The following is a 25,375-nucleotide window of genomic DNA, read 5'->3' as shown; positions in this document are numbered from 1 at the left end:
TTAAAATTTTTAAAGGTAATAAATGCAAAATATTTTAAATAAAATTTATGATTCCAAATTGTTGAATCAAGAAGAAAGTTATCAATTATTTAAATGCGTTTCTTCTGGTCGTATAAAAAAAATACAATTAGCTTCTATATTAACAGCTATGAAAATACGAGGAGAGTCTGTTGATGAAATTATAGGAGCAATATATGCATTTTTAGAAGATATACAATATTTTCCAAAACTTAATTATATTTTTTCTGATATAGTAGGAACTGGTGGCGATATTAATAATACTATTAATATTTCTACTGCAAGTGCATTTGTAGCTGCAGCATGTGGTTTTAAAATAGTTAAACATTGTAATAAAGCTATGTCAAGTAAATCCGGTTCTTCTGATTTGTTAAGTAAATTTAATATTAATATTCATTCATCTTTAGAAAAATCTTTACAAACTTTAGATAAATGGAATATTTGTTTTTTATTTGCACCTCAATATCATAATAGTTTTAAATATTCTAATAGTGTACGAAAGTCTTTAAAAATTAAAACTATTTTTAATTTATTAGGACCTTTTCTTAATCCTGCACGACCTCCCTTAACTGTAATTGGTGTTTATAATAAAAAATTAATTAATCCCTTTATTAAAATTCTAAAAATTTTAAAATATCAACGAGCTATAGTATTACATGGCAATAATACTGATGAAGTCACTTTGTGTGGCGTTACTTACGTGTCTGAATTATTAAATCAAAAAATATATTCATATGAATTAACATCAAAAAATTTTGGTTTAGAAACACATCCTACAAGAATATTTAGCATAAATTCCATTGAAGAAAATTATCATACGATCAAGAAAATTATGCAAGGTAAGGGTAATAGATTAGATGAAGAATTAATAGCTGTTAACGTAGCTATGATATTTAAAGTATTTGGATATAATAATCTAAAAGAAAATACTCAATTAGCATTAAATAAAATTAGAAGTGGAATAGTATATAAAAATATCAAAAATATTGCTGAAATGCTAAAAGAAGATAAATATGCAAGATACAATACTTAATAAAATTATACAAGATAAACAGTCTTGGATAGAGATTCGAAAAAAAGCACAACCTTTAATCACATTTAAAAATAAAATTAATAGAAAAACGCGCGATTTTTTTAATGCTTTAAAGAAAAAAAAACCATGTTTTATATTAGAGTATAAAAAAACATCTCCTTCTTTAGGTACAATAAGAAATAATTTTAATTTATTAGAAATTTCCAATGTTTATAAAAAATATGCTTCAGCTGTGTCAGTACTTACAGATGAGCAGTATTTTCATGGAAATTTAAAATTTATTAATATAGTACGAAAAAATGTCACTCAACCTATTTTATGCAAAGATTTTTTTATTGACGTATATCAAATTTATTTAGCTAGATATTATAAAGCTGATGCAATTTTACTAATGCTATCTATATTAGATAATGCAAAATATCAAGCACTATCAGAAATAGCACAACAGTTAAATATGAGTGTATTAACTGAAGTAAATAATGAATGCGAATTACAAAGAGCTCTTCAATTAAATGCTAATATTATTGGCATTAATAATCGAAATTTACATGATTTATCTATTGATTTAAATCGTACTCGTATATTAGCATCAAATATTAAAAAAAACAAAAGCAAAAATAACATCATTATTAGTGAGTCAGGTATTCATAAATATTCTCAAATTAGAGAACTGAGTCAATTGGTAGATGGTTTTTTAATTGGTTCTCATTTAATGTCTCAAAAAAATCTGGAGATAGGTGTTCGTTCTATAATATTTGGTCGTAATAAAGTTTGCGGATTAACTCGTCAGATCGATATACAATATATTGAAAAATATGGAGCAATTTATGGTGGCCTTATTTTTATAGAAAATTCTTTTCGTTATATTACTAAAGAAATTGCAAAAAAAATAATTATAAATAACAAATTAAGGTATGTAGGTGTATTTCAAAATGAAAATATTAAAATAGTTTCTCATATTGCTCAAGAAATTTCTTTATATGCAATTCAACTACATGGCAACGAAAATCAAGAGTATATTAATGCATTAAGAAAAATACTACCAAAACAAATAAAAATTTGGAAAGCTTTTTCTATTAACTGTACATTACCAATTCGTGATTTAAATAATATCAACATGTATATTTTTGACTCTTCTTCTGGAGGCAGTAATACATCTTTTAATTGGGCTATATTAAAAAATAGTATTTTAGATAATGTAATTCTAGCAGGAGGAATAAATTTAGATAATATTATTAGAGCTTCTTATCTAAACTGTGCAGGTCTAGATTTAAATTCTGGAGTAGAAATTTTTCCAGGAGTGAAAGATCCTAAAAAAATTAAATTAATTTTTAAAAAATTACGATATTATTAATATCTTAATATCTTAATATTCATATTATATTAGGAAAATGATATGACTTTAATGAATTCTTATTTTGGTCAATTTGGCGGTATGTTTGTTCCTCAAATACTTGTTCCAGCTTTATTACAACTAGAAAAAAATTTTATTTCTACTTATCAAAGTTCTGACTTTCAAAAAGAAATTAATGATTTATTAAAAAATTATGCTGGTCGACCTACTCCATTAACTTTATGTAAAAATTTAACTCAAGACACAAATACTCGTTTATATCTTAAACGAGAAGATTTATTACATGGTGGAGCACATAAAACGAATCAAGTTTTAGGGCAAGCTTTATTAGCGATTAGAATGAATAAAAAAGAAATTATTGCAGAAACTGGAGCTGGACAACATGGAGTAGCTACTGCAATGATCTGTTCATTATTTAATTTAAAATGTAGAATTTATATGGGAAGTAAAGATATTGAAAGGCAAAATTCTAATGTATTACGTATGAAATTAATGGGTGCTGAAGTAATTTCAGTCACAGATGGTACAGGTACTTTAAAAGATGCATGTAATGCAGCATTACGTGACTGGTCAGGAACTTATCAAACATCTCATTATATGATTGGAACTGCAGCTGGACCGCATCCTTATCCTACTATTGTTCGTGAATTTCAAAAAATTATTGGTCAAGAAACTAGAAAACAAATTTTAGAATATGAAAATAGTTTACCAGATTCAATTATTGCATGCGTAGGAGGAGGTTCTAATGCAATTGGTATATTTTCCGATTTTATTAACGATTCAGTAAGTTTAATTGGAGTAGAGCCAGCTGGGTATGGAATTGAAACAGGAAAACACGGAGCACCATTAAAACATGGCCGAACTGGTATCTATTTTGGTATGAAATCATATTTAATGCAAAATACAGAAGGTCAAATTAAAGAATCTTGGTCTATATCTGCAGGGCTAGATTTTCCATCAGTTGGGCCTGAACATGCTTGGCTAAATAGCATTAATCGCGCTCAATATGTTTCGATTGATGATAAAGAAGCAATATATGCATATCAAATGTTATGTAAAAAAGAGGGGATTATTCCTGCTTTAGAATCTTCTCATGCTTTAGCTTATGCATTAAAATTAATTCATAGAGAGCCTAGAAAAAAACAAGTTTTGATTGTGAATCTTTCTGGTCGCGGTGATAAAGATCTGTCTACTGTTTGTAATTTTTTAAAAAAAGAGAAATACAATGAATCGATACCAAAAAATGTTTAATAAATTAAATATTTTAAAAGAAGGATGTTTTGTACCTTTTGTAGTATTAGGAGATCCTTCTTTAGAAATTTCAATTAAAATTATTAATACATTAATTGCAAATGGAGCAGATGCTTTAGAAATCGGAATTCCATTTTCAGATCCATTAGCTGATGGGCCAATTATTCAAAAAGCAAATTTACGTGCTTTATCTCAAAAACAGAATTTTTTAAAATATTTTAAGATGTTAAAAAAGATACGTAAAACAAACATAAATATGCCTATTGGAATTTTAATATATGCTAATCTTGTATATAATTGCGGAATTAATAATTTTTATTTACAATGCGCTAATTCTGGATTAGATTCTGTTCTTATAGCCGATGTGCCTATTGAAGAATCAAAAGTATTTTATAATGCGGCAAATAAATATCAAATTAATTCTATTTTTATTTGCCCTCCAGATGCAGATGATGATTTTTTATATAATCTTTCTTTATATGCTCAAGGATATATTTATGTATTATCTCGACCTGGAGTAACTGGAATAAAAGATCCAATCATATCATTATCGAATGAATTTATAAATAGGATTAAAAAATATAATTCTCTACCTTTATTACAAGGTTTTGGAATTACTAATGTTGTACAAGTCAAAAATGCTATATCATCTGGTTTATCTGGTGTAATTTGTGGTTCAGCAATTATAGATATTATTGAAAAATATTTAAGTAAAGAAGATCAAATGATAAAAGAAATAAAAAAATTTATTCAATTATTAAAATTTGCTACACAACTAAAATGATATTTATTATAAGATCAAAGAATTTTTGTCTTTAAATATACAAGTATCTAAAATAATATGTGTAATCTTCATATTAAAGTATTTATAAGGAATATACATATGCGAATTACAGTAAGAGAATTATATCATGATACATATTACTTTTTTTCTAAACAGATAAAAATGATTATATTTATATCTATATCAGTTACATTTTTAAATATATTTCTGGAAATGTTATTTCAGCCAGATATGCATATTTCATCTATTATAGAAAATAATCATTTTATTAATGCAAATTCATTATTAGAATTAATTAATAATATGAATATATACGAAAAACATCAATTATTAAAATATTCTATTGTAAAAATTATGATCTTTCTAGCAAGTAAAACAATTTTAACCAGTAGTATTATAACTTTAATTTTATTTTTATCTAATATGATAAAAGATTCAATTATTTCATTAATATATTCCTTTTTATCTTTTTTGCCTAGTTTATTTATGTTAAATTTTTTAACTGTTATTATTATACAATTAGGATTAATGTTATTTGTTGTTCCAGGAGTTTTATTATCAATTATATTGCCTTTATCTCCTATTATTTTATCTTTTAAGCATGGTGGTTTGATAAGTTCTATTCGTACGAGTATGTACTTATCTTGGAAACATATAAAAATAATAGGACCAGGAGTTTTATTTTGGATATTTGGAAAATTTTTTATAACAATTCTATTTCTTTCTTATATGCATGTAATGAATAAAAACATTATACTATTTATGCTCAATATCAGCATAAATATAATTTTTTCTATTTTAATTATATACTTATTTCGATTTTATATGATTTTTATACGTTCCTAGATATTACACAAGCGTTTTTAGGTCTATATTATGAAACAAATACTAAATATATTACAAATGTTGATATTTTTTATAGTTTATAAATATTGTAATATTTTTATAGCTTCTGGTTCTTTAGTTCTTACATCAGGATGTATATGTCTTTTTTATTGGATTTTTTATAACCAAATTGATAAAATAAATATTTTTAGTTTTTTAATGATTTCATTATTTAGTTTTTTAACAATATTATTTCATAATGCTCAATTTATCAAATGGAAAATCACAATAATTTATATTATTTTTGCAACTGTATTATTTATTAGTCAATTTTTTACAAATAAACCAATCATGCAAACATTTTTAGAAAAAGATATAAAAATACCTCATCAGCATTGGCGGAAAATTAATTTCTTTTGGTTAATATTTTTTTTATGCTGCGCTGTTTTAAATATTTATATATCATTATATTGTTCAGAAGCAAATTGGGTAATATTTAAAGTATTTGGATTAACAATTTTAACATTGATTTTAATTTTAGTAACAGGGATTTATATAAATTACATAAAATTTAAAAAAAAATAATTATTTTAACATAATCATAAAGTGAAGATTTTAATAATGCTAGAACATAATAAATTACCAAAAGGTATAATAGTGTTAAAAACACTATCAATGCCTGAACATACTAATTCTAATGGAGATATTTTTGGTGGTTGGATTATGTCTCAAATGGATATGGGTGGTGCAATATTAGCAAAAGAAATTTCAGGAGGAAAAGTTGCTACAGTGAGAGTTAATAGCGTAAATTTTTTAAAATTTATATCAGTTGGTGACATTTTAAATTGTTATGGACGTTGCATTAAACTTGGCAAAAGTTCTATTAATATCAATATAGAGATTTGGATAAAAAAAATTTATTCTCAACCATTAGGTCAATATTACTGTGCTGTAGAAGCAGAATTTATTTATGTAGCTATTGATGATACAGGAAAACCACGTGAATTATTACCTATGAGCATTATTTAAAATAAAATATTAATTTATTTTAATTTTATAGAATAATATTTTTAAACTTAATATATAAAAATTTTTCTATTTTTAAAATATTAAAATTTGATATTTAAAAAAAATTAAAAAATAATTTTATATATTTGAAATATAATTATATATTTAAAATAAATTATAAAATAATACTAATACAGTTTATATTAAATTAATTTTAATTTATCTTGTACATGTAATTTATATTTTGAAAAATATTCAATTAAATATCAAGATATTTTGATATAATAATGAATAGGAACTTCAATTAATGAATATTTTCTATAATTTAATCAAATATTTCTTATTTTTAACATATTGGCTATTGATTGCAAATATTTCTTTTCGAGTCTTAATGAAGCGTCGTAATATACCTGCGTCTATGTCTTGGCTACTAACAATTTATATTATTCCCTTCATTGGTATTTCTATCTGGTTTTTTTTTGGTGAATTATATTTAGGGAAAAGACAAAAAAAAATTGCTAATAGAATTTGGTCTATATCTAATACATGTTTAAATGAACTCAAATCTTACAAACATATCTTTCAAACACATAATAGTGAAGTAGCTAATTCATTGTTTCAATTATGTAAGCATAGGCAAGGTATATCTGGTATTAAAAGTAATCAAATTAAATTATTGAGTAATACTAAAGATATTATGCAAATGTTAATACGTGATATTTATTTAGCACGTAAAAATATTGAAATGGTATTCTATATTTGGAAACCAGGAGGTATAGCAGATGATGTTGCTCTTGCTTTAATTGATTCTGCACAAAGAGGTATACATTGTAGATTAATGCTAGATTCTATAGGAAGTATTGAATTTTTTCAAAGTCCTTGGCTTGACATTATGAAACAATCTGGAATTCAAGTTGTAGAAGCACTTCAATTTAATTTATCGCGTATTTTTTTAAGACGTATTGATGTGCGACAACATAGAAAAATAGTTTTAATTGATAATTATATTGTGTATTCTGGTAGTATGAATCTTGTTGATCCTGATTTATTCAAAAAATCTTCTGGATTAGGAAAATGGATTGATTTAATGACTAGAATAGAAGGCCCTATTGCTGCAGCAATAGGTATTATTTACTCATGTGATTGGGAAATAGAAACAGGTTTAAAGATTTTACCTCAACTACCAGATAAAAAAATATCAAAAAATAAATTTAATATTAATTCTAGCGTACAAGTGATTGCATCTGGACCTGGTTTTCCTAAAAACATGATTCATCAAGCATTATTAATTGCCATTTATTCCGCTAAAACTGAATTAATCATGACAACTCCTTATTTGGTTCCGAGTGAAGATTTATTGCAAGCTATTTGTACTGCAGCTCAAAGAGGAGTTAATGTAAGCATCATTATACCATTATGTCATGATTCAATTTTAGTTAAGTGGGCTAGTAGAGTTTTTTTTACTGAATTATTAGAAGCGGGTGTGAAAATTTATCAATTTAAAAAAGGATTATTACATAGCAAAAGTATATTAGTTGATCAACAATTAAGTCTTATTGGTACTGTCAATTTAGACATGAGAAGTCTGTGGTTAAATTTTGAAATCACTTTAGTTATTGATGATAGTGATTTTGGATATAATTTATTAACTATACAAAATGAATATATTTCAGACTCACAATTATTAGATAAAAAAATTTGGTCTATGAGATCATATTGGACTAGAATTCTTGAAAAAATATTTTATTTTTTAAGTCCATTATTATAGTACAATATTATTATTTTATAATCATAAAAATAAAGTTGATCAAAAATATTTATATAGTAGAGTGAATTATTAAAATAATATCAAATATTTTTTATCAAATACTACAATTATGATATTTTAAAAAAGTTTTTATTGCATTTTGATTTACATATATAATTATTATTTATATAAATATGCAAATATATATCAATCAAGCATAAATAATAATATTTATAATTTTTAAAATACATTTAATAAAATAAATACAATAATTATAGATAAATATTCTAAGAATTATTGCAAAAATATATTCATAATATATGTATTAATTGATAAAAAAATATTGCATGAAAAATCAAGTAATATATAAAGTATGCATATTTTGTTTTAATAGATTAAAATAATATAATTTTTTAACAATAAATTATATTAATAAATATATTTCAATAATCTGGATAATCTAATTCTTATTCAGACAATAAATGACCCATTTTTTCAGATTTAGTTTGTAAATAATCAGCATTTTTAGAATTTTTTTGAGTAATCAAAGGAATTCTTTCAACAATATTAATTCCAGCATCACTAAGCATTTGTAATTTAAATGGATTATTTGTTAATAAACGAATTTTTTTTATATTTAATATATTAAATATACTTGCGCATATAGAAAAATCTCTTTCATCTGCAGAAAAACCTAATTTTTGATTAGCCTGAACAGTATCTAATCCTTTATCTTGCAAAGCATATGCTTTTATTTTATTCAGTAAGCCAATATTTCGTCCTTCTTGACGATGATAAATTAATACTCCACTTCCTTCTTTTGAAATTCTTTCCATAGACATTTCTAGTTGTGCTCCGCAATCGCATCGTAAACTAAATAATGCATCTCCTGTCAGACATTCTGAATGTATTCTTGATAAAACAGGAACATTTTTTTTAATCTTTCCATATATAAGAGCAATATGATTTTTTCCGTTTTTTTGTTCTTCAAAACCAATAATACAAAAATTCCCCCATGGAGTAGGTAATATAGATTGTTCAATTAGTTTCATAAATCTTCCTTTAAAATTACATATGTTTAATAATAGTTTTTATTATTTAAATTTATTGCATAGATTTAACAATTAAATCTAATTTTTTAATTGGATGTTTTGACATTGTAATAGATCGACCTATTACTATATAATCTATATTAAATTCTTTTGCTTCTTTAGGAGTGATAATATTATTCTGATCATAAAGTAAGTCTTTAGAAATTCTAATACCTGGAGTGATAATTTTACATTGATTACCTAATAAAAATTTAATTTTTTTTGCTTCTTTTCCTGGACATACAATTCCATCTAAACCACAATCATAAGATAATTTAGATAATTTTAAAATATATTCTGTTAACGAAATTTGTATTCCAATTTCTTGTAATTCTACTTCTTTTAAACTAGTTAAAGCTGTAACAGCAATTAATAACGGAGGATTATTTTTAAAGGATTGTAATGCTCTTTTTGCTGCAATTAACATTTTTTTCCCACCAGAAGCATGCACGCTTAACATCCATATTCCTAAATCTGCAGCTGCTTTTGTAGCATTGAAAACAGTATTAGGGATATCATGAAATTTTAAGTCAAGAAATATATTAAATCCCAGTTTATGTAACTCTTTTATAAATTTACAACCTAAAATAGTAAACATTTCTTTTCCAATTTTTAAATAATATATAGATGGATTTAAAAGATTTACTAATTTCATAGCTGATTTTTTATTGCAAAAATCTAATGCAATAATAATTTTTGGCATCTTAAATAAATTAGGATTCAACACTATATTGCCTCTAGTATAAAATATAAATGAATAAAAATATTATATTTGACATATTTTAAATAAAAAATTCAATTTACATGTAATAAAAGATATTTAATAAAAAAAATTCAATATATAATATTATAGTTTGTTTACAGATGCACATGATTGCAAACTAGCATGATAAGATGAACGTACAAAAGGACCACAGAAAGCATTAGAAAATCCAATAGATAATGCTTCATTTTTAATATCATCAAATTCTGAAGGTGATATATAACGTTTTACTGGTAAATGATTTATACTTGGCTGAAGATACTGACCAATTGTCAATAACTCCACACCACTAGAATATAAATCTTTCATTACTTGTATAATTTCTAAATATGTTTCACCAAGACCTAACATCAATCCTGATTTTGTTGGTATATGAGAATATTGTTTTTTGAACGATTCTAATAATAAAAGAGATCTTTTATAATTCGCTCCGGGACGAATTGTTTTATACATACGAGGTACATTTTCGATATTATGATTAAAAATATCTGGAAGTCCTTGATTAAAAATTTTTAAAATTAAATTTATTCTACCTCGAAAATCAGGTACTAATATTTCAATTTGTACGTTATTTTTCTTTCTAATTGATTTAATACAATTAACAAAATGTTGAGCCCCGCCATCATATAAATCATCACGCACTACTGATGTAATGACTACATAATTAATTTTCATGTCTAAAATAGCATGAGATAATTTACTTGGTTCATCTGTATTAACTAATCTAGGTTTTCCATGTTGTACTGCACAAAATGGACAATTTCTAGTACATATAGATCCAAGAATCATAAATGTTGTAGTACCATTGTTAAAACATTCTGATAAATTGGGACATTGTGCTTCTTCACAAACTGAATGTAAATTATTTTGACGTAAAGTTTTTTTTATGTGATTAATTCGATCAGTTTCTATAGGAATTTGAATCTTAATCCAATTGGGTTTAGGTATTTTATTTAGTTTTGTATCAGTATTATTAATATTAATAATATTAATTTTTTTTAATGTTAAAGGTTTTGATAAAATATCCTGTTTTTTTTTCATAAAAATTATTATCTCAATTAGAAATATGTAATATATAATTTATATTAATTTTAATAAAAATTAAAAATGTTTTTAAATCATTAATTAATACATAATTGAATTTTTATATTGATAATTTATCATACATACTTCTAGATATTTAGCTAATTTTGTAATTAATATATCTTGCACATGTTTTATAGTAATATTTTTGTTAAATTCTTGAATTTGTGTCATTTTAATATTTATATCTCCACAAGGATGAATATATTCAAATGGTTTTAAATTCATATTTATATTTAATGCTAAACCATGCAATGTTGACCCTTTTTTAATTCTTAATCCTAAAGAACATATTTTTTTTTTATGCACATAAACACCTGGCATATCTTTATTGGTATATGCTGGAATTGAAAAATAATTTAGTGTTGCAATTATGACGTTATGCATTATATTAATTAATTGACGAATACTCATTTTGCGACGTATTAAATCAATTAAAAAATATAATATTTGTTGTCCAGGTCCATGATATGTAATCTTTCCACCTCTGTCAGTATTTACGATTGGAATATTACTTAATTTCAGTATGTGATTTTTTTTAGTTAACGCTCCTTGAGTAAAAATAGAATAATGTTCTACTAACCAAATTTCATCAAATGTGTAAATGTTACGCGATACAGTAAAATAATTCATTTTTTGAACAACTTCTAAATAATTTTGTATGCCTAAATTACGAAAAAAAATAATTTTTTTTTGCAATGTAATTCCAAAATATAATTAATTAAATTAATATAATAACCTAGGGAAAATAGTACTTATCCCGATACTAATAAATTCTATTCCTAGAGACATTAATAATAAACCCATAATGCGAGTAATAATATTCATTCCTGTTTTACCTAATATACGGACAACACATGGAGCTGCTTCAAAACATAACCAACATATAAATGAAAATAAAATAATAACTATAGTACATACAAATAAATTGATCCAAGTTGAATAATACGTACTCCAAACAATAGTAGAGCTAATTGCTCCAGGTCCAGCAATTAAAGGCATAGCTAATGGCATAACACTAATATTATTTAATTGATTTTCTTCTTTTTTTTCTTGTATTTTATTTATAAATTGACCATTAATCATAGAAAAAGCTATGCCAATAATTAGTATTCCTCCTGCAATACGAAAAGAATTAATTGATATTCCAAAAAGGTTTAAAATATTACTACCAAAGAATAATGATATTAATAAAATTAATAATGCTGAAAAATTAGCTACTAAGTTAGTTTTTTTTCTTTCGGAAAAAGATTGATTACTTGTCATAGTTATAAAAATAGGAATCATTCCTATTGGATTAACTAAAGCACACAAATTAATAAAAAATTTTATATATATAGATAAATCAAAAATTGAAATACTCATATCATTTTCCTAAATTATATTAAATTTTTACAAATAATTTAAAGAATATAATACATATAAATATATAAATTATTCTTTAAAATTTTAAAATTCAATTTTTGCAATAATTTTTCTAGTATCTAAACGAATATCTAATAATTTAATTTGAATAATATCAGATATTTTATAACGCATAATATTATTAATAAATACTTGTCCTGTTTCTTGATTTAAGTTTATTTCTTCTCTAATGCTATGAATAAGTGTTCCAGGAATAAAAATATTAGCGCCATTTTCAATTAATCGAGCTCTCATTCCATTTCTAGAAACATCAGTTATTTCAGCATAAAATTTTTTATTTTGATATTTTTTTTGTTTTAAAAATATTGTATACAACCAATCTGAAATATCTCTTTCAGCCATTCGATTACGACGTTTTTGTTCATTAATTTTAAATTTTATTGTTTCACTTGGTTGTATTGCTTTTTCTTTATGAATAATTGCTTTTAATAAACGATGATTAATCATATCACTATATTTTCGAATTGGAGATGTCCAAGTTGCATATTCTAAAAAACCTAATGAAAAATGTGGACCAGGAGTAATACTTAAATCGCCAAAAGATTGAAAACGACGAATGCGATTATCAATATAATCATTGGACAAGATATTTAAAACACGTTTTAAATGACAAAAACCTTTTAAAGTAGTTATTTCTTCTGCATTAAAATTTAAATTGTAATTTCTTAAAAACGATACAACATTTTTAGCGTTAATACTATCAAAACCACGATGTATATTATATATACCAAAACCAAGATTTACAGATAAAAAATTAGCAGCAGAAATGTTAGCAATTATCATACACTCTTCAATAATTTTATGAGAAATCCGTCTTTTTTCAACTAAAATATCTATAACAGATCCATTTTCAGATAAATGAAATCGATATTCTAAACGATCTTTAAATAAAACTGCATTTATTTGACGCCACTTAATACGTAATAAGCATAAACGATGTAAAATTAATATTTGTTTTTGAATAGATTTTGTTGGAGGTATCCACGATCCAGATTTTTCAATCCAATCTGAAACATGATTATAAGATAATTTTGCTTTTGATTTAATCCAAGCTAAAAAAAATTTTATATTATTAGAAATACTGCCATCTTTTAAAATAATAATACGGCATGCTAATACAGGTCGACATTGGTTAGGATGTAATGAGCATAAATTTTCTGACAAATTTCGAGGTAACATGGGAATATTAAATCCAGGAAGATAATTTGTAAAACTTCTTTTTAATGCAATATAATCTAATTTACTACCATTTTCGATATATGCTGTTGGATCTGCAATAGCTACAGTTAAACAAATATTACCATTAGATTCTTCATCAACAAAAATTGCATCATCAATATCTTTTGTATTAATATTATCGATAGTAATAAAATCTAAATCTGTTAAATTTTTTCTTGGATAATTTTCTTTTAAAATTAAATCATTTGCTTCAGCTATAGGTTCTTGTTTATCAATTTTGTGTTTAGCTAAAGTTACCCACCAGGGGATAAATGGATCATCTTTATATGCAATTTTTTCATTTAATTCAGCATAAAAAATATGATCTCCTTTCAATTTATGTTGTGTTAATTTAGCTATTGCCCAATCTCCATCTTGAAAAATATTCATACAATTTTTATCAGGATGGCATATTATACGATTTTTTAATAATGGATAATCTGGTATAATAAACAATGTATTGTTTTTTTTTTCTATTGTGCCAACGAATCTTTTTAAATATGCTTCAATTAATCGTTCAGGCTCAACTATTTCTTTATCTTTTTCTATTTTTAATAATGCAATAATTTTATCACCATGCATTATTTTTTTCATATTTTGAGGAGGTATAAAATAACTTTTCTGCGTATCGACTTCTAAAAATCCAAATCCTCGTTCATTGCTTTTTACTATGCCTTCTACTCTTGGTATTTGAGCGCGTAGATTTTTTTTTAATTTTGTGAGTAATGGATTATTTTGAAACATAATAATCAAACCTAATTTTTATTGGAAAACATTAATAATGTTATAAATTTATATGTTAATTAAAATGTATACTTTATTAATGTAATGCATTTGATAATAATTCAGTTAATTTAGTATTATTAATCAGAACTGATTAAATAAAAATTATAATTATAATATATGATTTATGTATTTATACTTGTACATTAAAACCATTATCAACGTAAATAACTGATCCAGTAATACCTAAAGATAAATTAGATAATAAAAAAGATGCTACATTTCCTATATTTTTACTTGTAATAGGTTTTTTAATCAATGAATAAGAGTGGGCATGGTTTTGTATTTTATTGAAATCTTGAATTTGATAAGAAGATAAAGTTCGAATTGGACCAGATGAAATAGCATTAACTCGAATATTTTTTTGACCTAATGAATAAGCCATATAACGTACATTTGCTTCTAATGAAGCTTTAGCTAAACCCATAACATTATAATTTTTTACTACACGTTGAGAACCTAAATAAGATAATGTTAATAAAGAAGATGAATTATTTAACATATTACTACATGCTTGCACTAATGCTGTAAAACTATATGAGCTAATTTCATGTGCAATATTAAATCCTTCTCGTGTAATATTAGCAATAAAATCACCATGTAAATGTTCTTTTGGACAATATCCGATTGCATGAACTAAACCATCAAATTTTTTCCATATTTTACTTAAATCAGTAAATAATTTTTTAATTTCTTTATCTTTAGCAACATCGCAAGATAACACAATATGAGATTTCATAGAATTAGCTAAATTTTTTATTTTCTTACTTATATATGCATTTTGACACACAAATCCTAATTCAGCTTTTTGATAATACAAAGATTTTGCTATACCAAAAGAAATAGATCTCTTGCCGGATATACCAACAATTAAAATTTTTTTTCCTTTTAGCAAATTCATATTTCGATCTCAACTATATTATATAAAAATTAATTTAATTTTTTATTTTTTATTTTTTTGAACTTTTTCAAGAGTATAAATTTTCATCACTTTTTTTAAATATTTTAAAGCCTGAATTTCTGGATGTTTTTTTTTATATAAAGAAAAAAATTTTTTTTTGTCATACTATTAATTATATGTATTGCATTTTGATTATTACGAGAAAATATTTTCAGAAGTTTATGGATTCCATTAGAATATGACACGATAGTAGCACATCTCATAATATCTTGGTTTTTGATTCCACTCAGTTGTTTTTGTAAAAAATGAATATAAGCAGTTCCTATATTAATATTTTTTTTAGGATTATACAATTCTTCAATAGAAGGTTGTCCTTTTTTTCCATGTAAACGATATACTTCTAAACCAGCTGCAGAAGGTTTGATTTGCATTAAACCAATCGCATTGGATTTACTTTTTGCATAAGGATTTCCAGAAGATTCAGCATAAATAATTGCTTTAATTAATGTTTCATCAACATTATATTTATATGCAGCATGTCTAATAAGATTAACCCAATTATTTAATTTTTTTTCAATATTATTTTTATTTGAAAAATAATATTTTTTAAGATTTTTTTTTGTATTTGCAATATTATTACATTCAGTTAATAATAAAACAGAAATAATCAACACTCCTAATGTCATAACAATATTTCCTATAATATTTTAAATTACTGCAGGCAACTATTTTATATCATGTTAATTTATATATTCACATGAAATATTTTATTTTATCTCATCAACCATTTTATTAGAAAAACCAATATAATTAATAGGAGTAATATCTTTTAAACGTTTTTTTTCTTCTTCTGGAATATTTAAACTTGAAATATATTGATGAATAACATTTTTATTTATTTTTTTACCACGAGTAATTTTTTTAAGATTTTCATATGCATTTTTAATATTATAACGACGCATAACAGTTTGAATAGGTTCTGATAAAATAGACCAGTTCTGATTTAAATTTTTTAATAATTGATTTTCATTGATTTTTAATTTTTTAATACCTGATAACACAGAATTATATGCAATTATTGAATAAGAAATAGCTACCCCTAAATTTCTTAATACTGTTGAATCACTTAAATCTCGTTGCCATCTAGAAATAGGTAATTTTTTTATCATATGATTCATTAAAGCATTAGATAATCCTAAATTTCCTTCAGAATTTTCAAAATCAATTGGATTAATTTTATGCGGCATAATTGAAGAACCTATTTCATTCTCAACAATGTTTTGATTAAAATAATTTAAAGAAATATACCCCCACATATCTTGATTAAAATCAATTAATATTGTGTTAAAAAGCGTAATACAAGAAAACAATTCTGCAATATAATCATGAGGTTCGATTTGTGTAGTATAAGGATTCCAATGTATACCTAATGATTTTACAAAAGTTTCACTAATTTTATGCCAATTTATATTAGGGTAAGCAGATAAATGTGCATTATAATTACCAGTACTTCCATTCATTTTTCCTAAAATTTCTATTTTTCGTAATTTTAAATATTGACGTTTCATTCGATAATAAAAATTAGCTATTTCTTTTCCCATGGTTGATGGAGTAGCTGGTTGTCCATGAGTTAGAGATAACAAAGGAATGTTCTGATATTTGATCATTAGATGATTTAAAATAATTAAAATTTTTTGCCATAATGGTAAAATAATGTTATCACGAGAATCTTTAATCATTAACGCGTATGCTAGATTATTAATATCTTCTGAAGTGCAACCAAAATGAATAAATTCAGATATATGCACTAAACCTTCACATGTAGAGATTTTATTTTTTAAAAAATATTCTAAGGCTTTAATATCATGATTAGTTGTTTTTTCTATTTTTTTAATATCCATTGCATCATTTTCATTAAATGTATTTAAAATATTATCTAGAAATAATATTTCTTCAGATTTAATAAAATATTGAATATTTAATACTTGAGACATACTAATAATTTTTTTAAACCATTGAATTTCAACATGTAGACGATATTTTAGAAAGCTATATTCGCTAAAAATATTTCTTAATAATATTGTTGAATTAGAATATCGACCATCAATAGGAGAAATTGCTGTTAATTCAGTTAATTTCATAGATTCTATCTTATATGTATAATTATATTTAAGTAATTTTGTAAAAAAATATAATATTTTATTTTCTATCTGCTAATAAAATTTTTAAAATTAATTAATTAAAATTTATGAGTGTAAAATAACTTTTATAAACTATTACATGTATACTAAAAATAGTAAATAATTTATTTTTCCTGTATACATTAATTCTTATAAAAATTAATTGCATTCTTTATTACAAATGTAATGATTTTAAAACATAACTTTTTATTTAATCAGTTATTTTAATATTATTAAAAAATAATACCAATTAGATATTAACAATATATTTTATATTTTTTAAAATATATTTTTATATACTTCAAAATTTCGTATTAATAATAGTTATTATAAATATATAAAAATTTAATATATATATATTAGTTAATTATTGAAATGCAATAATTAAAATAGATATTAATATTTAAAAATGTAATCATATTAATTAAATTTTATAATATATATGTTTCTTAATAATTAGATAATATTGATTCTAATATACTAATTAAATATTTTTGAAATGCTAAATATTATACTAAATGAATTGATAGATATATATCTTCAAGAGATTAATTAAATTTATATTTTTATAATTAAAATTATCGTATTTTTTTTACAATGCAAGTGATGATAATGGTAATCTAGATTCGATAATTCCACCTCCAATACATATTTCTAACAAATATAGCACAACTGACTGTCCTGGTGTTACAGCAATAACAGGAGAATCAAAGATTATTTTTAAACGTTTATACTTTTTATATTCTATATTACATGAGATATCTATTTGTTGATATCTTATTTTAACTGTACAAGAAAAAGGAAAAGTTATATTATCATTGTTAATCCAATGAATATTTTTAGCAATTAAACCTATAGACATTAAATGAATATTATTACCTCCTTGCGCAACAATTAACTGATTTTTTTGAATATTTTTTTCTACAACATACCAAGGCATGTTATATGCTTCTTTTATACCTCCAATACCTAAACCTTTTCTTTGACCTAAGGTATAATAAACAACACCATTATGTTTTCCAATTACTTTTCCAGATATAGTTATTATGTCACCTATTTGTTCAGGAATATAAAAATTTAAAAAATTTTTAAATTTTTTTGGACCAATAAAACATATTCCAGTAGAATCTTTTTTCTTAGAAATTCGTATATTAATATTTTTAGCTAAATTTCTTATGATATTTTTTTTCCAATAACCAATTGGAAATAAAATTTTTTTCAGTTGTTGACTACTTAATGTATATAAAAAATAACTTTGATCTTTATTCTTATCAATACCTTTTAATAACATATATTTTTCATTATATTTTTTGATACGTGCATAGTGACCTGTAGCAATATAATCAGCTTTTAAGACATCAATAGCATAATTAAAAAAAACATTAAATTTAATTTCTTTATTACATAATACATCAGGATTTGGCGTGTTTCCTTTCTTATATTCATTTAAAAATTTTTTAAAAACAGATTCCCAATATTCTGCAGAAAAATTAACTTTATGAAGATAGATATTTAATTTTTTACATATTTCTTCTGCGTCAAATAAATCTTGAGTAGAATTACAATATCCTTCTCGATCATCTTCTTCCCAATTTTTCATGAATAAACCTTCTACTTGATAATTTTGATTTTTTAACATCCATGCAGCTACTGATGAATCTACACCTCCAGACATAGCAACAATTACTTTTTTAGTATCTTTTATTTTTATATTTTTCATATATTAATTGCAGTGTTTTATTTTTAAAAAATTTTTATATGTAACATTATATTATATCTTTTTTGTAAATTATATTTTTTTGAAAAATTATTTTATATAAATTTCAATAATTAAAAATTTTATAAAAAAGTAAAAAAATGTGTTTTACGCATGTTAAAATATATTTAAAATAAATTATATTAAAAATAATATGAAAAATATAAGAAATTTTTCCATTATAGCTCATATTGACCATGGAAAATCAACTTTGTCTGATAGATTAATACAAATATGTGGTGGATTATCTGCAAGAGAGATGTCTAATCAAGTATTAGATTCGATGGAATTAGAAAAAGAAAGAGGCATTACGATCAAAGCACGCAGTGTTATGATTAGTTATCAAAATCAATATAATAAAATTTTTAATTTAAATTTTATTGATACACCTGGTCATGTAGATTTTTCTTATGAAGTTTCTAGATCATTATCTGCATGTGAAGGAGCTCTTTTAGTTGTTGATTCTACTCAAGGAGTAGAAGCACAAACATTAGCAAATTGTTATACTGCATTAGATATGAATATTGAAATTGTACCAGTATTAAATAAAATTGATTTACCTAATTCAAATCCAGATAAGGTATGTAGAGAAATAGAAGATATTATAGGTATATCTGCCTTAGATGCAATTAGGTGCTCATCTAAGACAGGAGAAGGGATAATAGAACTAATAGAACGTATTATTACTGACATTCCTGCGCCAAATGGTTTAATCAATGCGCCTCTACAAGCATTAATAATTGATTCATGGTTTGATAATTATTTAGGTATAGTATCATTAATCAGAATTAAAAACGGCACTTTGTTTCAGAAAGATCAAATTCAAGTAATGAGTACAGGACATAATTATTTTGTTGAAAAATTAGGAGTTTTTACCCCGAAAAAAGTTTATAGATCTCAATTAAACTGTGGTGAAGTAGGGTGGATTGTTTGTGGTATAAAAAATATTGAAGCATTTTCTGTTGGAGATACATTAACAAAAACAAATAATCCTGCAAATAAAATGTTACAAGGGTTTAAAAAAATTAAACCTCAAATATATGCTGGTTTATTTCCTCTCAGATCTGATCAATATGAAACATTTCGAGATGCATTAAGTAAGCTTAGTTTAAATGATTCATCATTATTTTATGAACCAGAGAACTCTTCAGCTCTTGGTTTCGGATTTAGATGTGGATTTTTAGGTTTGTTACATATGGAAATAGTTCAAGAACGTTTAGAACGAGAATATTCTCTTGATTTAATTTCTACTGCACCAACAGTTATTTATAAAATAAAATTAATTAATGGAAAAAATATTTATTTAGATAGTCCTGCTCATTTTCCTGATATAAATAAAATACAAGAAATTCAAGAACCTATAGTTGAATGCAATATTTTGCTTCCTACTCAATTCATTGGATCAGTAATAAAATTATGTGTTCAAAAAAGAGGCATTCAGATAAATATGATTTATCATACACATCAAGTATTATTAACATATAATATTCCTATGAATGAAGTAGTGCTAAATTTTTTTGATGAATTAAAATCTATATCGCGTGGATATGCTTCATTAGAATATGATTTTAAGTGTTTTCAAACTACAAAAATAGTAAAAATAGATATTTTTATAAATGCAGAAAAAGTAGATGCATTAACAATGTTATCATATTATAAAAACGCACAATATCGTGCACGAGAAATAGTAAATAAAATTCAAACATTAATACCTAGGCATCAATTTGATATTGTTATTCAAGCTTCTATTAATAATTCTATTGTTACTCGTGCAACAGTTAAACAATTAAGAAAAAATGTATTATCAAAATGTTATGGAGGTGATATTAGCAGAAAGAAAAAATTATTAAAAAAACAAAAAGAAGGGAAGAAGAGAATGAAACAAATAGGTAATGTAAACGTTCCTAAAACAATATTTTTTGATATTTTAAATACTCAAAAAAAATAATTTTATAAGGAAATATATATGGCTAATATATTTACTATTTTTTTGTTAATTAGCACAATCGTGACAGGAATAATTTGGATTATTTATCGCGTTAAAAATATACAAATTTATTATTTAAATCAAAAAAGAATAAAAAATGATCATATATTGCTAGAAAAAAGATTATTATCAAATAATAAAACATATTTTTTTCAATCATTAGCATCATTTTTTCCAATTTTTTTGATTATATTTATTGTACGATCATTTATTTATGAACCATTTCAAATTCCATCAGGTTCTATGATGCCTACTCTTTTAATAGGAGATTTTATTATTGTAGAAAAATTTTCATACGGCATCAAAGAGCCTATTACGAATAAAATATTAATTAATACTTATCATCCGAAACGAGGTGATGTAGCAGTTTTTAGACATCCAGATGATCATAATACTAATTATATTAAAAGAATCATAGGTTTACCGGGAGATAAAATTATATATGATAGCCATAAAAAACATATACATATATGTGTTAATTATATACATACCAAAAATTGTACAAAAAAATTAATTATTCATTATTCTAAGCCTAAATTAAGTAATTTTTTTCAAAAAATATATTTTTCTGACGTAAATAATGATTCAATAGAACAAAAAAAAATATATGATTTAATACGTTTTAATATTGTTGAAGAAAATATTAATACTCTAAAACATGATATATTATTATTAAATAATATAAATAATCCAACAACAGATTATTTTCAGCAAAAAAATCTTCCAAAATTAACTTGGATTGTTCCAGAAAATAAATATTTTATGATGGGAGATAATCGTGATAATAGTTTAGATAGTCGTTATTGGGGTTTTGTACCTGAAGAAAACTTAGTAGGAAAAGCCATTAAAATATGGATGAGTTTTGATAAAAATGAAAATGAATGGCCGACTGGTATACGTATCAATCGAATTGGAAATATATATTAAAATATTATAAATATTAAAAATTATTATATATTCATATATTTCAATTTTATTAAATTTTCTATTTTTCCTGTTATAGATAATTAATTAAAATATTTTAACATTGGTATAACATGAATCATATTGTAACAAATAAAATACAAAAAGTATTAGGATATACTTTTACTCATAAAGATCTTTTAAGACAAGCATTAACGCATCGTAGTGCCAGTAGTAAACACAATGAAAGATTAGAATTTTTAGGTGATTCTATTTTAAGTTTTGTGATTGCGAATGCTTTATATCAACATTTTCCATATATAAATGAAGGTGATATGAGTCGTATGAGAGCTACTTTAGTACGTGGAAATACTTTAGCTGAAATTGCATATGAATTTGATTTAGGAGAATATTTAAAATTAGGGCAAGGAGAGCTAAAAAGTGGAGGATTTCGGCGTGAATCTATTTTAGCAAATACAGTAGAAGCTTTAATAGGTAGTATTTATTTAGATAGTAATATTAAAACAGTAGAAGAATTGATATTAAAATGGTATGAAAAACGTTTAGAAAAAATTAGTCCTGGAGAAAAACAAAAAGATTCTAAAACACGGTTACAAGAGTATTTACAATCAAAACATTTAGATTTGCCAAATTATTTTATTGTAAAAGTATATGGTGAAGCTCATAATCAATTATTTACTATTCATTGTAAAATTAGTATGATAGCTGAATGTTTTATTGGAACTGGTTCTAGTCGACGAAAGGCTGAACAGGATGCTGCACAAAAAGCATTAATTCAATTAGGTGTAGAGTGAACATAAAACAAGAATATTGTGGATATATTTCTATTGTTGGAAAATCAAATGTTGGTAAATCAACTTTACTTAATAAAATTATTGGTAAAACAATTTCTATTTCATCAAAAAAAAAATATACAACACAAAATAATATTATTGGTATTAAAACACAAAATATTTATCAAACTATTTATATAGACACGCCAGGTATGATTATAGATCAAAAAAAACAGTCTATTATATCTGAACAAGAAAAATTTTATAAAACAATAAAAATTTCAGAACTAATAATATTCATAATCGATACAATATTTTGGACTCAAGATAATCAGATTATTTTCGATAAAATACAACAATACAATATACCAATTATTATTATTATCAATAAAATTGATAGAATTAATAATAAAATGATTTTATTACCTTTAATTAAATTTCTTAAAAATAAAAAAAATATTATAGAAATTATTCCTATTTCTATTAAAAAAACAAATCATATGAATTTTTTAAATCATATTATAATAAAATATTTACCAAAGCAACAACATATATATCCTAGATCTTATGTAACAACTAATACTCAATTATTTACCTTGTCCGAAATTATTAGAAAACAATTAATATTATTTTTAGGAGATGAATTGCCTGCTTTAATAACAGTACATATTGAATCATTGAAGATTAATCAAAATAAAGATGTTCGTATTATTGCTATAATCAAAGTCAAAAATTCAAGACATAAAAAAATTGTTATTGGTCATCATGGAGAAAAAATTAAAAAAATTAGTATGATTTCAAGACAAAAAATCATAAATGAAATATGCGCTAAAACACATCTTTTTATATGGGTAAAATAAAATATATTAAATTAATAAAAATATAACTATTTTTTAAAATTAGTTAAATACTGTTATTTTTAACTAATTTTAAAAAAAATTTTTTTTACAAGGTGTATATTAATAATGTCTATTATTGGAATAGGAATTGATTTTATTGAAATATTACGTATTAAGAAAATATTTTTTAAATATAAAAATAATTTTGCTAAAAAAATTTTATCTATAGAAGAATTTAAACAATATATCGCATCACAAGAAAAAATTCATTTTCTTGCTAAAAAATTTGCAGCTAAAGAAGCTGCTTCTAAAGCATTAGGAACAGGGATACATAATAGTATTCAATTTAACGAGTTAGAATTTTATAATAATTCATTAGGAAAACCTCAATTAAGATTTTTAAATAATGCATTTAAAAAATCTAAAGAGTTAAAATGTAAAAATATACATGTTAGTATATCTGATCAAAAATTATATGCTTATGCTTTAGTAATTTTAGAAAACTAAAATAATCATAAATTATTTTATTTTATTCCTTTTTTTTTGGAAAAAATTTACTAAAATATTTTCACATTCATATTGCATTATATTATTTTGTATATTTAAATTATAATTTTTATCTGAATGAAAAGAAAAATTTTTTAAAGATTGATTTTGATTAAATTTTTTATTATTTGCTCCAAATACTAAACGTTGAATACGACTATGTATAATTGCTCCAAAACACATTATGCATGGCTCTAATGTTACATATAATGTACTATTTTTTAAACGATAATTTTTTATTGTTTTACCTGCATGACGTAATGCGATAATTTCTGCATGTGCAGTAGGATCGTGCTGAATAATTGAACTATTCCATCCAATTCCAATTATACGTTCTTCATAAACTATTATTGATCCAATAGGGATTTCGCCTTTTTTTTGAGCAAAAAATGCATATTTTAAAGCAATTTTCATCCAATATATATCTTTATTATATTGTATAGTATTTTTATAAATTATTTGTTTTTTAAAATTCTTAGCTTTTCTCTTTGCCATTCTCTTTTTTTAATATCTATTCTTTGATCTTGTTTATTTTTACCTCTTGCTAGACCCAATTCTAATTTGCACCAAGATTTTTCCCAAAACATAGATAATGATATAATTGTATAGCCTATATTATTTTTTTTCATTGATAATAATGCAATTTCATGTTTATTTAATAATAATTTTCTTTTTCTCTTTGGATCGCAAATAATATGATTAGAAGACATATACAAAGGTTGAATTAAAGTATTAACAAGATACATTTCATTAAAATAGTTTGATACATAACTTTCTGAAATGTTTATTCTACCAGATCTGATAGATTTTACTTCCCAACCTTGTAGCACAATTCCAGCGTGAAAAATTTGTTCAATAAAATAATGATGATATGCTTTTTTATTTGATACGATTTTACACTTTTTTTGTTGAGCATTTATTTTATATGACATAATGTAATTTATTCCAAATTTTAAATAACTTAAAATTTCAATTAAGATTTAATTAAATTATATCATTTGATGATTATAAATAAATTTATTTTGTAATATACATTATGTGGTAATTAAAATTTGCTAATATTTTATCGATAATTTAATATATTCA

25 protein-coding genes are annotated in these 25,375 nt (G+C 23.4%); 13 read left to right on the top strand and 12 right to left on the bottom strand.

What is annotated here, in order from left to right; translation table 11 throughout:
- The first annotated feature begins 22 nt into the window (after positions 1-22).
- The 8 genes from trpD to cls all read left to right on the top strand — a co-directional run bounded on the left by trpD (position 23) and on the right by cls (position 8,041).
- Positions 23-1,051, top strand: a complete 1,029-nt coding sequence (gene trpD, locus GUU85_RS01305) for an anthranilate phosphoribosyltransferase (protein ID WP_163119240.1) — start codon at positions 23-25, stop codon at positions 1,049-1,051.
- Positions 1,032-2,405 (top strand): bifunctional indole-3-glycerol-phosphate synthase TrpC/phosphoribosylanthranilate isomerase TrpF, encoded by a 1,374-nt coding sequence (gene trpCF, locus GUU85_RS01300; protein WP_163119239.1) that lies wholly within the window; start codon positions 1,032-1,034, stop codon positions 2,403-2,405. The genes trpD and trpCF overlap by 20 nt, the downstream gene beginning before the upstream one ends.
- A gap of 42 nt (positions 2,406-2,447) precedes the next feature.
- Positions 2,448-3,656 (top strand): tryptophan synthase subunit beta, encoded by a 1,209-nt coding sequence (gene trpB / locus GUU85_RS01295; protein ID WP_163119237.1) that lies wholly within the window; start codon positions 2,448-2,450, stop codon positions 3,654-3,656.
- Entirely contained in the window at positions 3,631-4,440 is an 810-nt protein-coding gene (trpA, locus tag GUU85_RS01290) for a tryptophan synthase subunit alpha (RefSeq protein WP_163119235.1), read from the top strand. The genes trpB and trpA overlap by 26 nt, the downstream gene beginning before the upstream one ends.
- 99 nt (positions 4,441-4,539) lie before the next feature.
- Complete coding sequence (locus GUU85_RS01285) at positions 4,540-5,286, top strand: YciC family protein (RefSeq protein WP_163119233.1); 747 nt, start codon at positions 4,540-4,542, stop codon at positions 5,284-5,286.
- Positions 5,287-5,316: 30 nt separating this feature from the next.
- Positions 5,317-5,850, top strand: a complete 534-nt coding sequence (locus GUU85_RS01280; protein ID WP_163119231.1) for a septation protein A — start codon at positions 5,317-5,319, stop codon at positions 5,848-5,850.
- Positions 5,851-5,886: 36 nt separating this feature from the next.
- Positions 5,887-6,294 (top strand): acyl-CoA thioester hydrolase YciA, encoded by a 408-nt coding sequence (yciA, locus tag GUU85_RS01275; RefSeq protein ID WP_163119229.1) that lies wholly within the window; start codon positions 5,887-5,889, stop codon positions 6,292-6,294.
- Positions 6,295-6,580: 286 nt separating this feature from the next.
- Positions 6,581-8,041, top strand: coding sequence for a cardiolipin synthase (cls, locus tag GUU85_RS01270; RefSeq protein WP_163119227.1), 1,461 nt, complete (start codon positions 6,581-6,583; stop codon positions 8,039-8,041).
- Between the two features lie 446 nt (positions 8,042-8,487).
- Here the strand turns inward: cls and ribA are convergent, their stop codons facing one another.
- The 10 genes from ribA to mnmA form a co-directional block, all read right to left on the bottom strand.
- The gene (ribA, locus tag GUU85_RS01265; protein WP_163119225.1) at positions 8,488-9,072 is read right to left on the bottom strand and encodes a GTP cyclohydrolase II; all 585 of its coding nucleotides are present in this window, start codon (positions 9,070-9,072) and stop codon (positions 8,488-8,490) included.
- Positions 9,073-9,124: 52 nt separating this feature from the next.
- A complete protein-coding gene (pyrF, locus tag GUU85_RS01260; protein ID WP_163119223.1) occupies positions 9,125-9,838 on the bottom strand; it encodes an orotidine-5'-phosphate decarboxylase in 714 nt (237 codons plus the stop codon).
- A gap of 120 nt (positions 9,839-9,958) precedes the next feature.
- Positions 9,959-10,915, bottom strand: a complete 957-nt coding sequence (gene lipA, locus GUU85_RS01255; RefSeq protein WP_163119221.1) for a lipoyl synthase — start codon at positions 10,913-10,915, stop codon at positions 9,959-9,961.
- A gap of 84 nt (positions 10,916-10,999) precedes the next feature.
- Positions 11,000-11,656: a lipoyl(octanoyl) transferase LipB gene (gene lipB, locus GUU85_RS01250; RefSeq protein ID WP_163119219.1), complete on the bottom strand. Its 657-nt coding sequence runs from the start codon at positions 11,654-11,656 to the stop codon at positions 11,000-11,002.
- A 27-nt stretch (positions 11,657-11,683) separates the two neighbouring features.
- Complete coding sequence (locus GUU85_RS01245) at positions 11,684-12,322, bottom strand: YchE family NAAT transporter (protein WP_163119218.1); 639 nt, start codon at positions 12,320-12,322, stop codon at positions 11,684-11,686.
- Between the two features lie 84 nt (positions 12,323-12,406).
- Positions 12,407-14,344: an exoribonuclease II gene (gene rnb, locus GUU85_RS01240; protein WP_163119217.1), complete on the bottom strand. Its 1,938-nt coding sequence runs from the start codon at positions 14,342-14,344 to the stop codon at positions 12,407-12,409.
- Between the two features lie 172 nt (positions 14,345-14,516).
- Complete coding sequence (locus GUU85_RS01235) at positions 14,517-15,284, bottom strand: enoyl-ACP reductase FabI (RefSeq protein ID WP_163119216.1); 768 nt, start codon at positions 15,282-15,284, stop codon at positions 14,517-14,519.
- A gap of 104 nt (positions 15,285-15,388) precedes the next feature.
- Positions 15,389-15,970 (bottom strand): transglycosylase SLT domain-containing protein, encoded by a 582-nt coding sequence (locus tag GUU85_RS01230; RefSeq protein ID WP_163119215.1) that lies wholly within the window; start codon positions 15,968-15,970, stop codon positions 15,389-15,391.
- 81 nt (positions 15,971-16,051) lie between these two features.
- The gene (purB, locus tag GUU85_RS01225; protein WP_163119214.1) at positions 16,052-17,425 is read right to left on the bottom strand and encodes an adenylosuccinate lyase; all 1,374 of its coding nucleotides are present in this window, start codon (positions 17,423-17,425) and stop codon (positions 16,052-16,054) included.
- A 631-nt stretch (positions 17,426-18,056) separates the two neighbouring features.
- Positions 18,057-19,184 carry a tRNA 2-thiouridine(34) synthase MnmA gene (gene mnmA, locus GUU85_RS01220; RefSeq protein ID WP_163119212.1) on the bottom strand — a complete coding sequence of 376 codons (1,128 nt, stop codon included), beginning with the start codon at positions 19,182-19,184 and terminating at the stop codon, positions 18,057-18,059.
- A 190-nt stretch (positions 19,185-19,374) separates the two neighbouring features.
- Between mnmA and lepA the strand changes: the two genes are divergently transcribed.
- From lepA to acpS, 5 genes are all read left to right on the top strand, one after another.
- Positions 19,375-21,168 carry a translation elongation factor 4 gene (gene lepA, locus GUU85_RS01215; protein ID WP_163119210.1) on the top strand — a complete coding sequence of 598 codons (1,794 nt, stop codon included), beginning with the start codon at positions 19,375-19,377 and terminating at the stop codon, positions 21,166-21,168.
- A gap of 18 nt (positions 21,169-21,186) precedes the next feature.
- Positions 21,187-22,134 carry a signal peptidase I gene (gene lepB / locus GUU85_RS01210; RefSeq protein ID WP_163119208.1) on the top strand — a complete coding sequence of 316 codons (948 nt, stop codon included), beginning with the start codon at positions 21,187-21,189 and terminating at the stop codon, positions 22,132-22,134.
- Positions 22,135-22,244: 110 nt separating this feature from the next.
- A complete protein-coding gene (rnc, locus tag GUU85_RS01205; RefSeq protein WP_163119206.1) occupies positions 22,245-22,925 on the top strand; it encodes a ribonuclease III in 681 nt (226 codons plus the stop codon).
- The gene (era, locus tag GUU85_RS01200; protein WP_163119204.1) at positions 22,922-23,764 is read left to right on the top strand and encodes a GTPase Era; all 843 of its coding nucleotides are present in this window, start codon (positions 22,922-22,924) and stop codon (positions 23,762-23,764) included. The genes rnc and era overlap by 4 nt, the downstream gene beginning before the upstream one ends.
- A gap of 105 nt (positions 23,765-23,869) precedes the next feature.
- Positions 23,870-24,250 (top strand): holo-ACP synthase, encoded by a 381-nt coding sequence (gene acpS / locus GUU85_RS01195; RefSeq protein WP_163119202.1) that lies wholly within the window; start codon positions 23,870-23,872, stop codon positions 24,248-24,250.
- Between the two features lie 12 nt (positions 24,251-24,262).
- Here acpS and tadA read toward each other — a convergent pair whose 3' ends face one another.
- Entirely contained in the window at positions 24,263-24,730 is a 468-nt protein-coding gene (gene tadA / locus GUU85_RS01190; RefSeq protein ID WP_163119782.1) for a tRNA adenosine(34) deaminase TadA, read from the bottom strand.
- A gap of 14 nt (positions 24,731-24,744) precedes the next feature.
- Entirely contained in the window at positions 24,745-25,221 is a 477-nt protein-coding gene (smpB, locus tag GUU85_RS01185; RefSeq protein ID WP_163119200.1) for an SsrA-binding protein SmpB, read from the bottom strand.
- Between the last annotated feature and the right edge of the window lie 154 nt (positions 25,222-25,375).

Origin of the sequence: Buchnera aphidicola (Uroleucon sonchi) (assembly GCF_011035165.1) — a bacterium.
In the GTDB taxonomy this organism is placed as follows: domain Bacteria; phylum Pseudomonadota; class Gammaproteobacteria; order Enterobacterales; family Enterobacteriaceae; genus Buchnera; species Buchnera aphidicola_BE.
The sequence above is the reverse complement of the archived record's forward strand: the minus strand, read 5'-3'. Positions and strand labels throughout refer to the sequence as shown.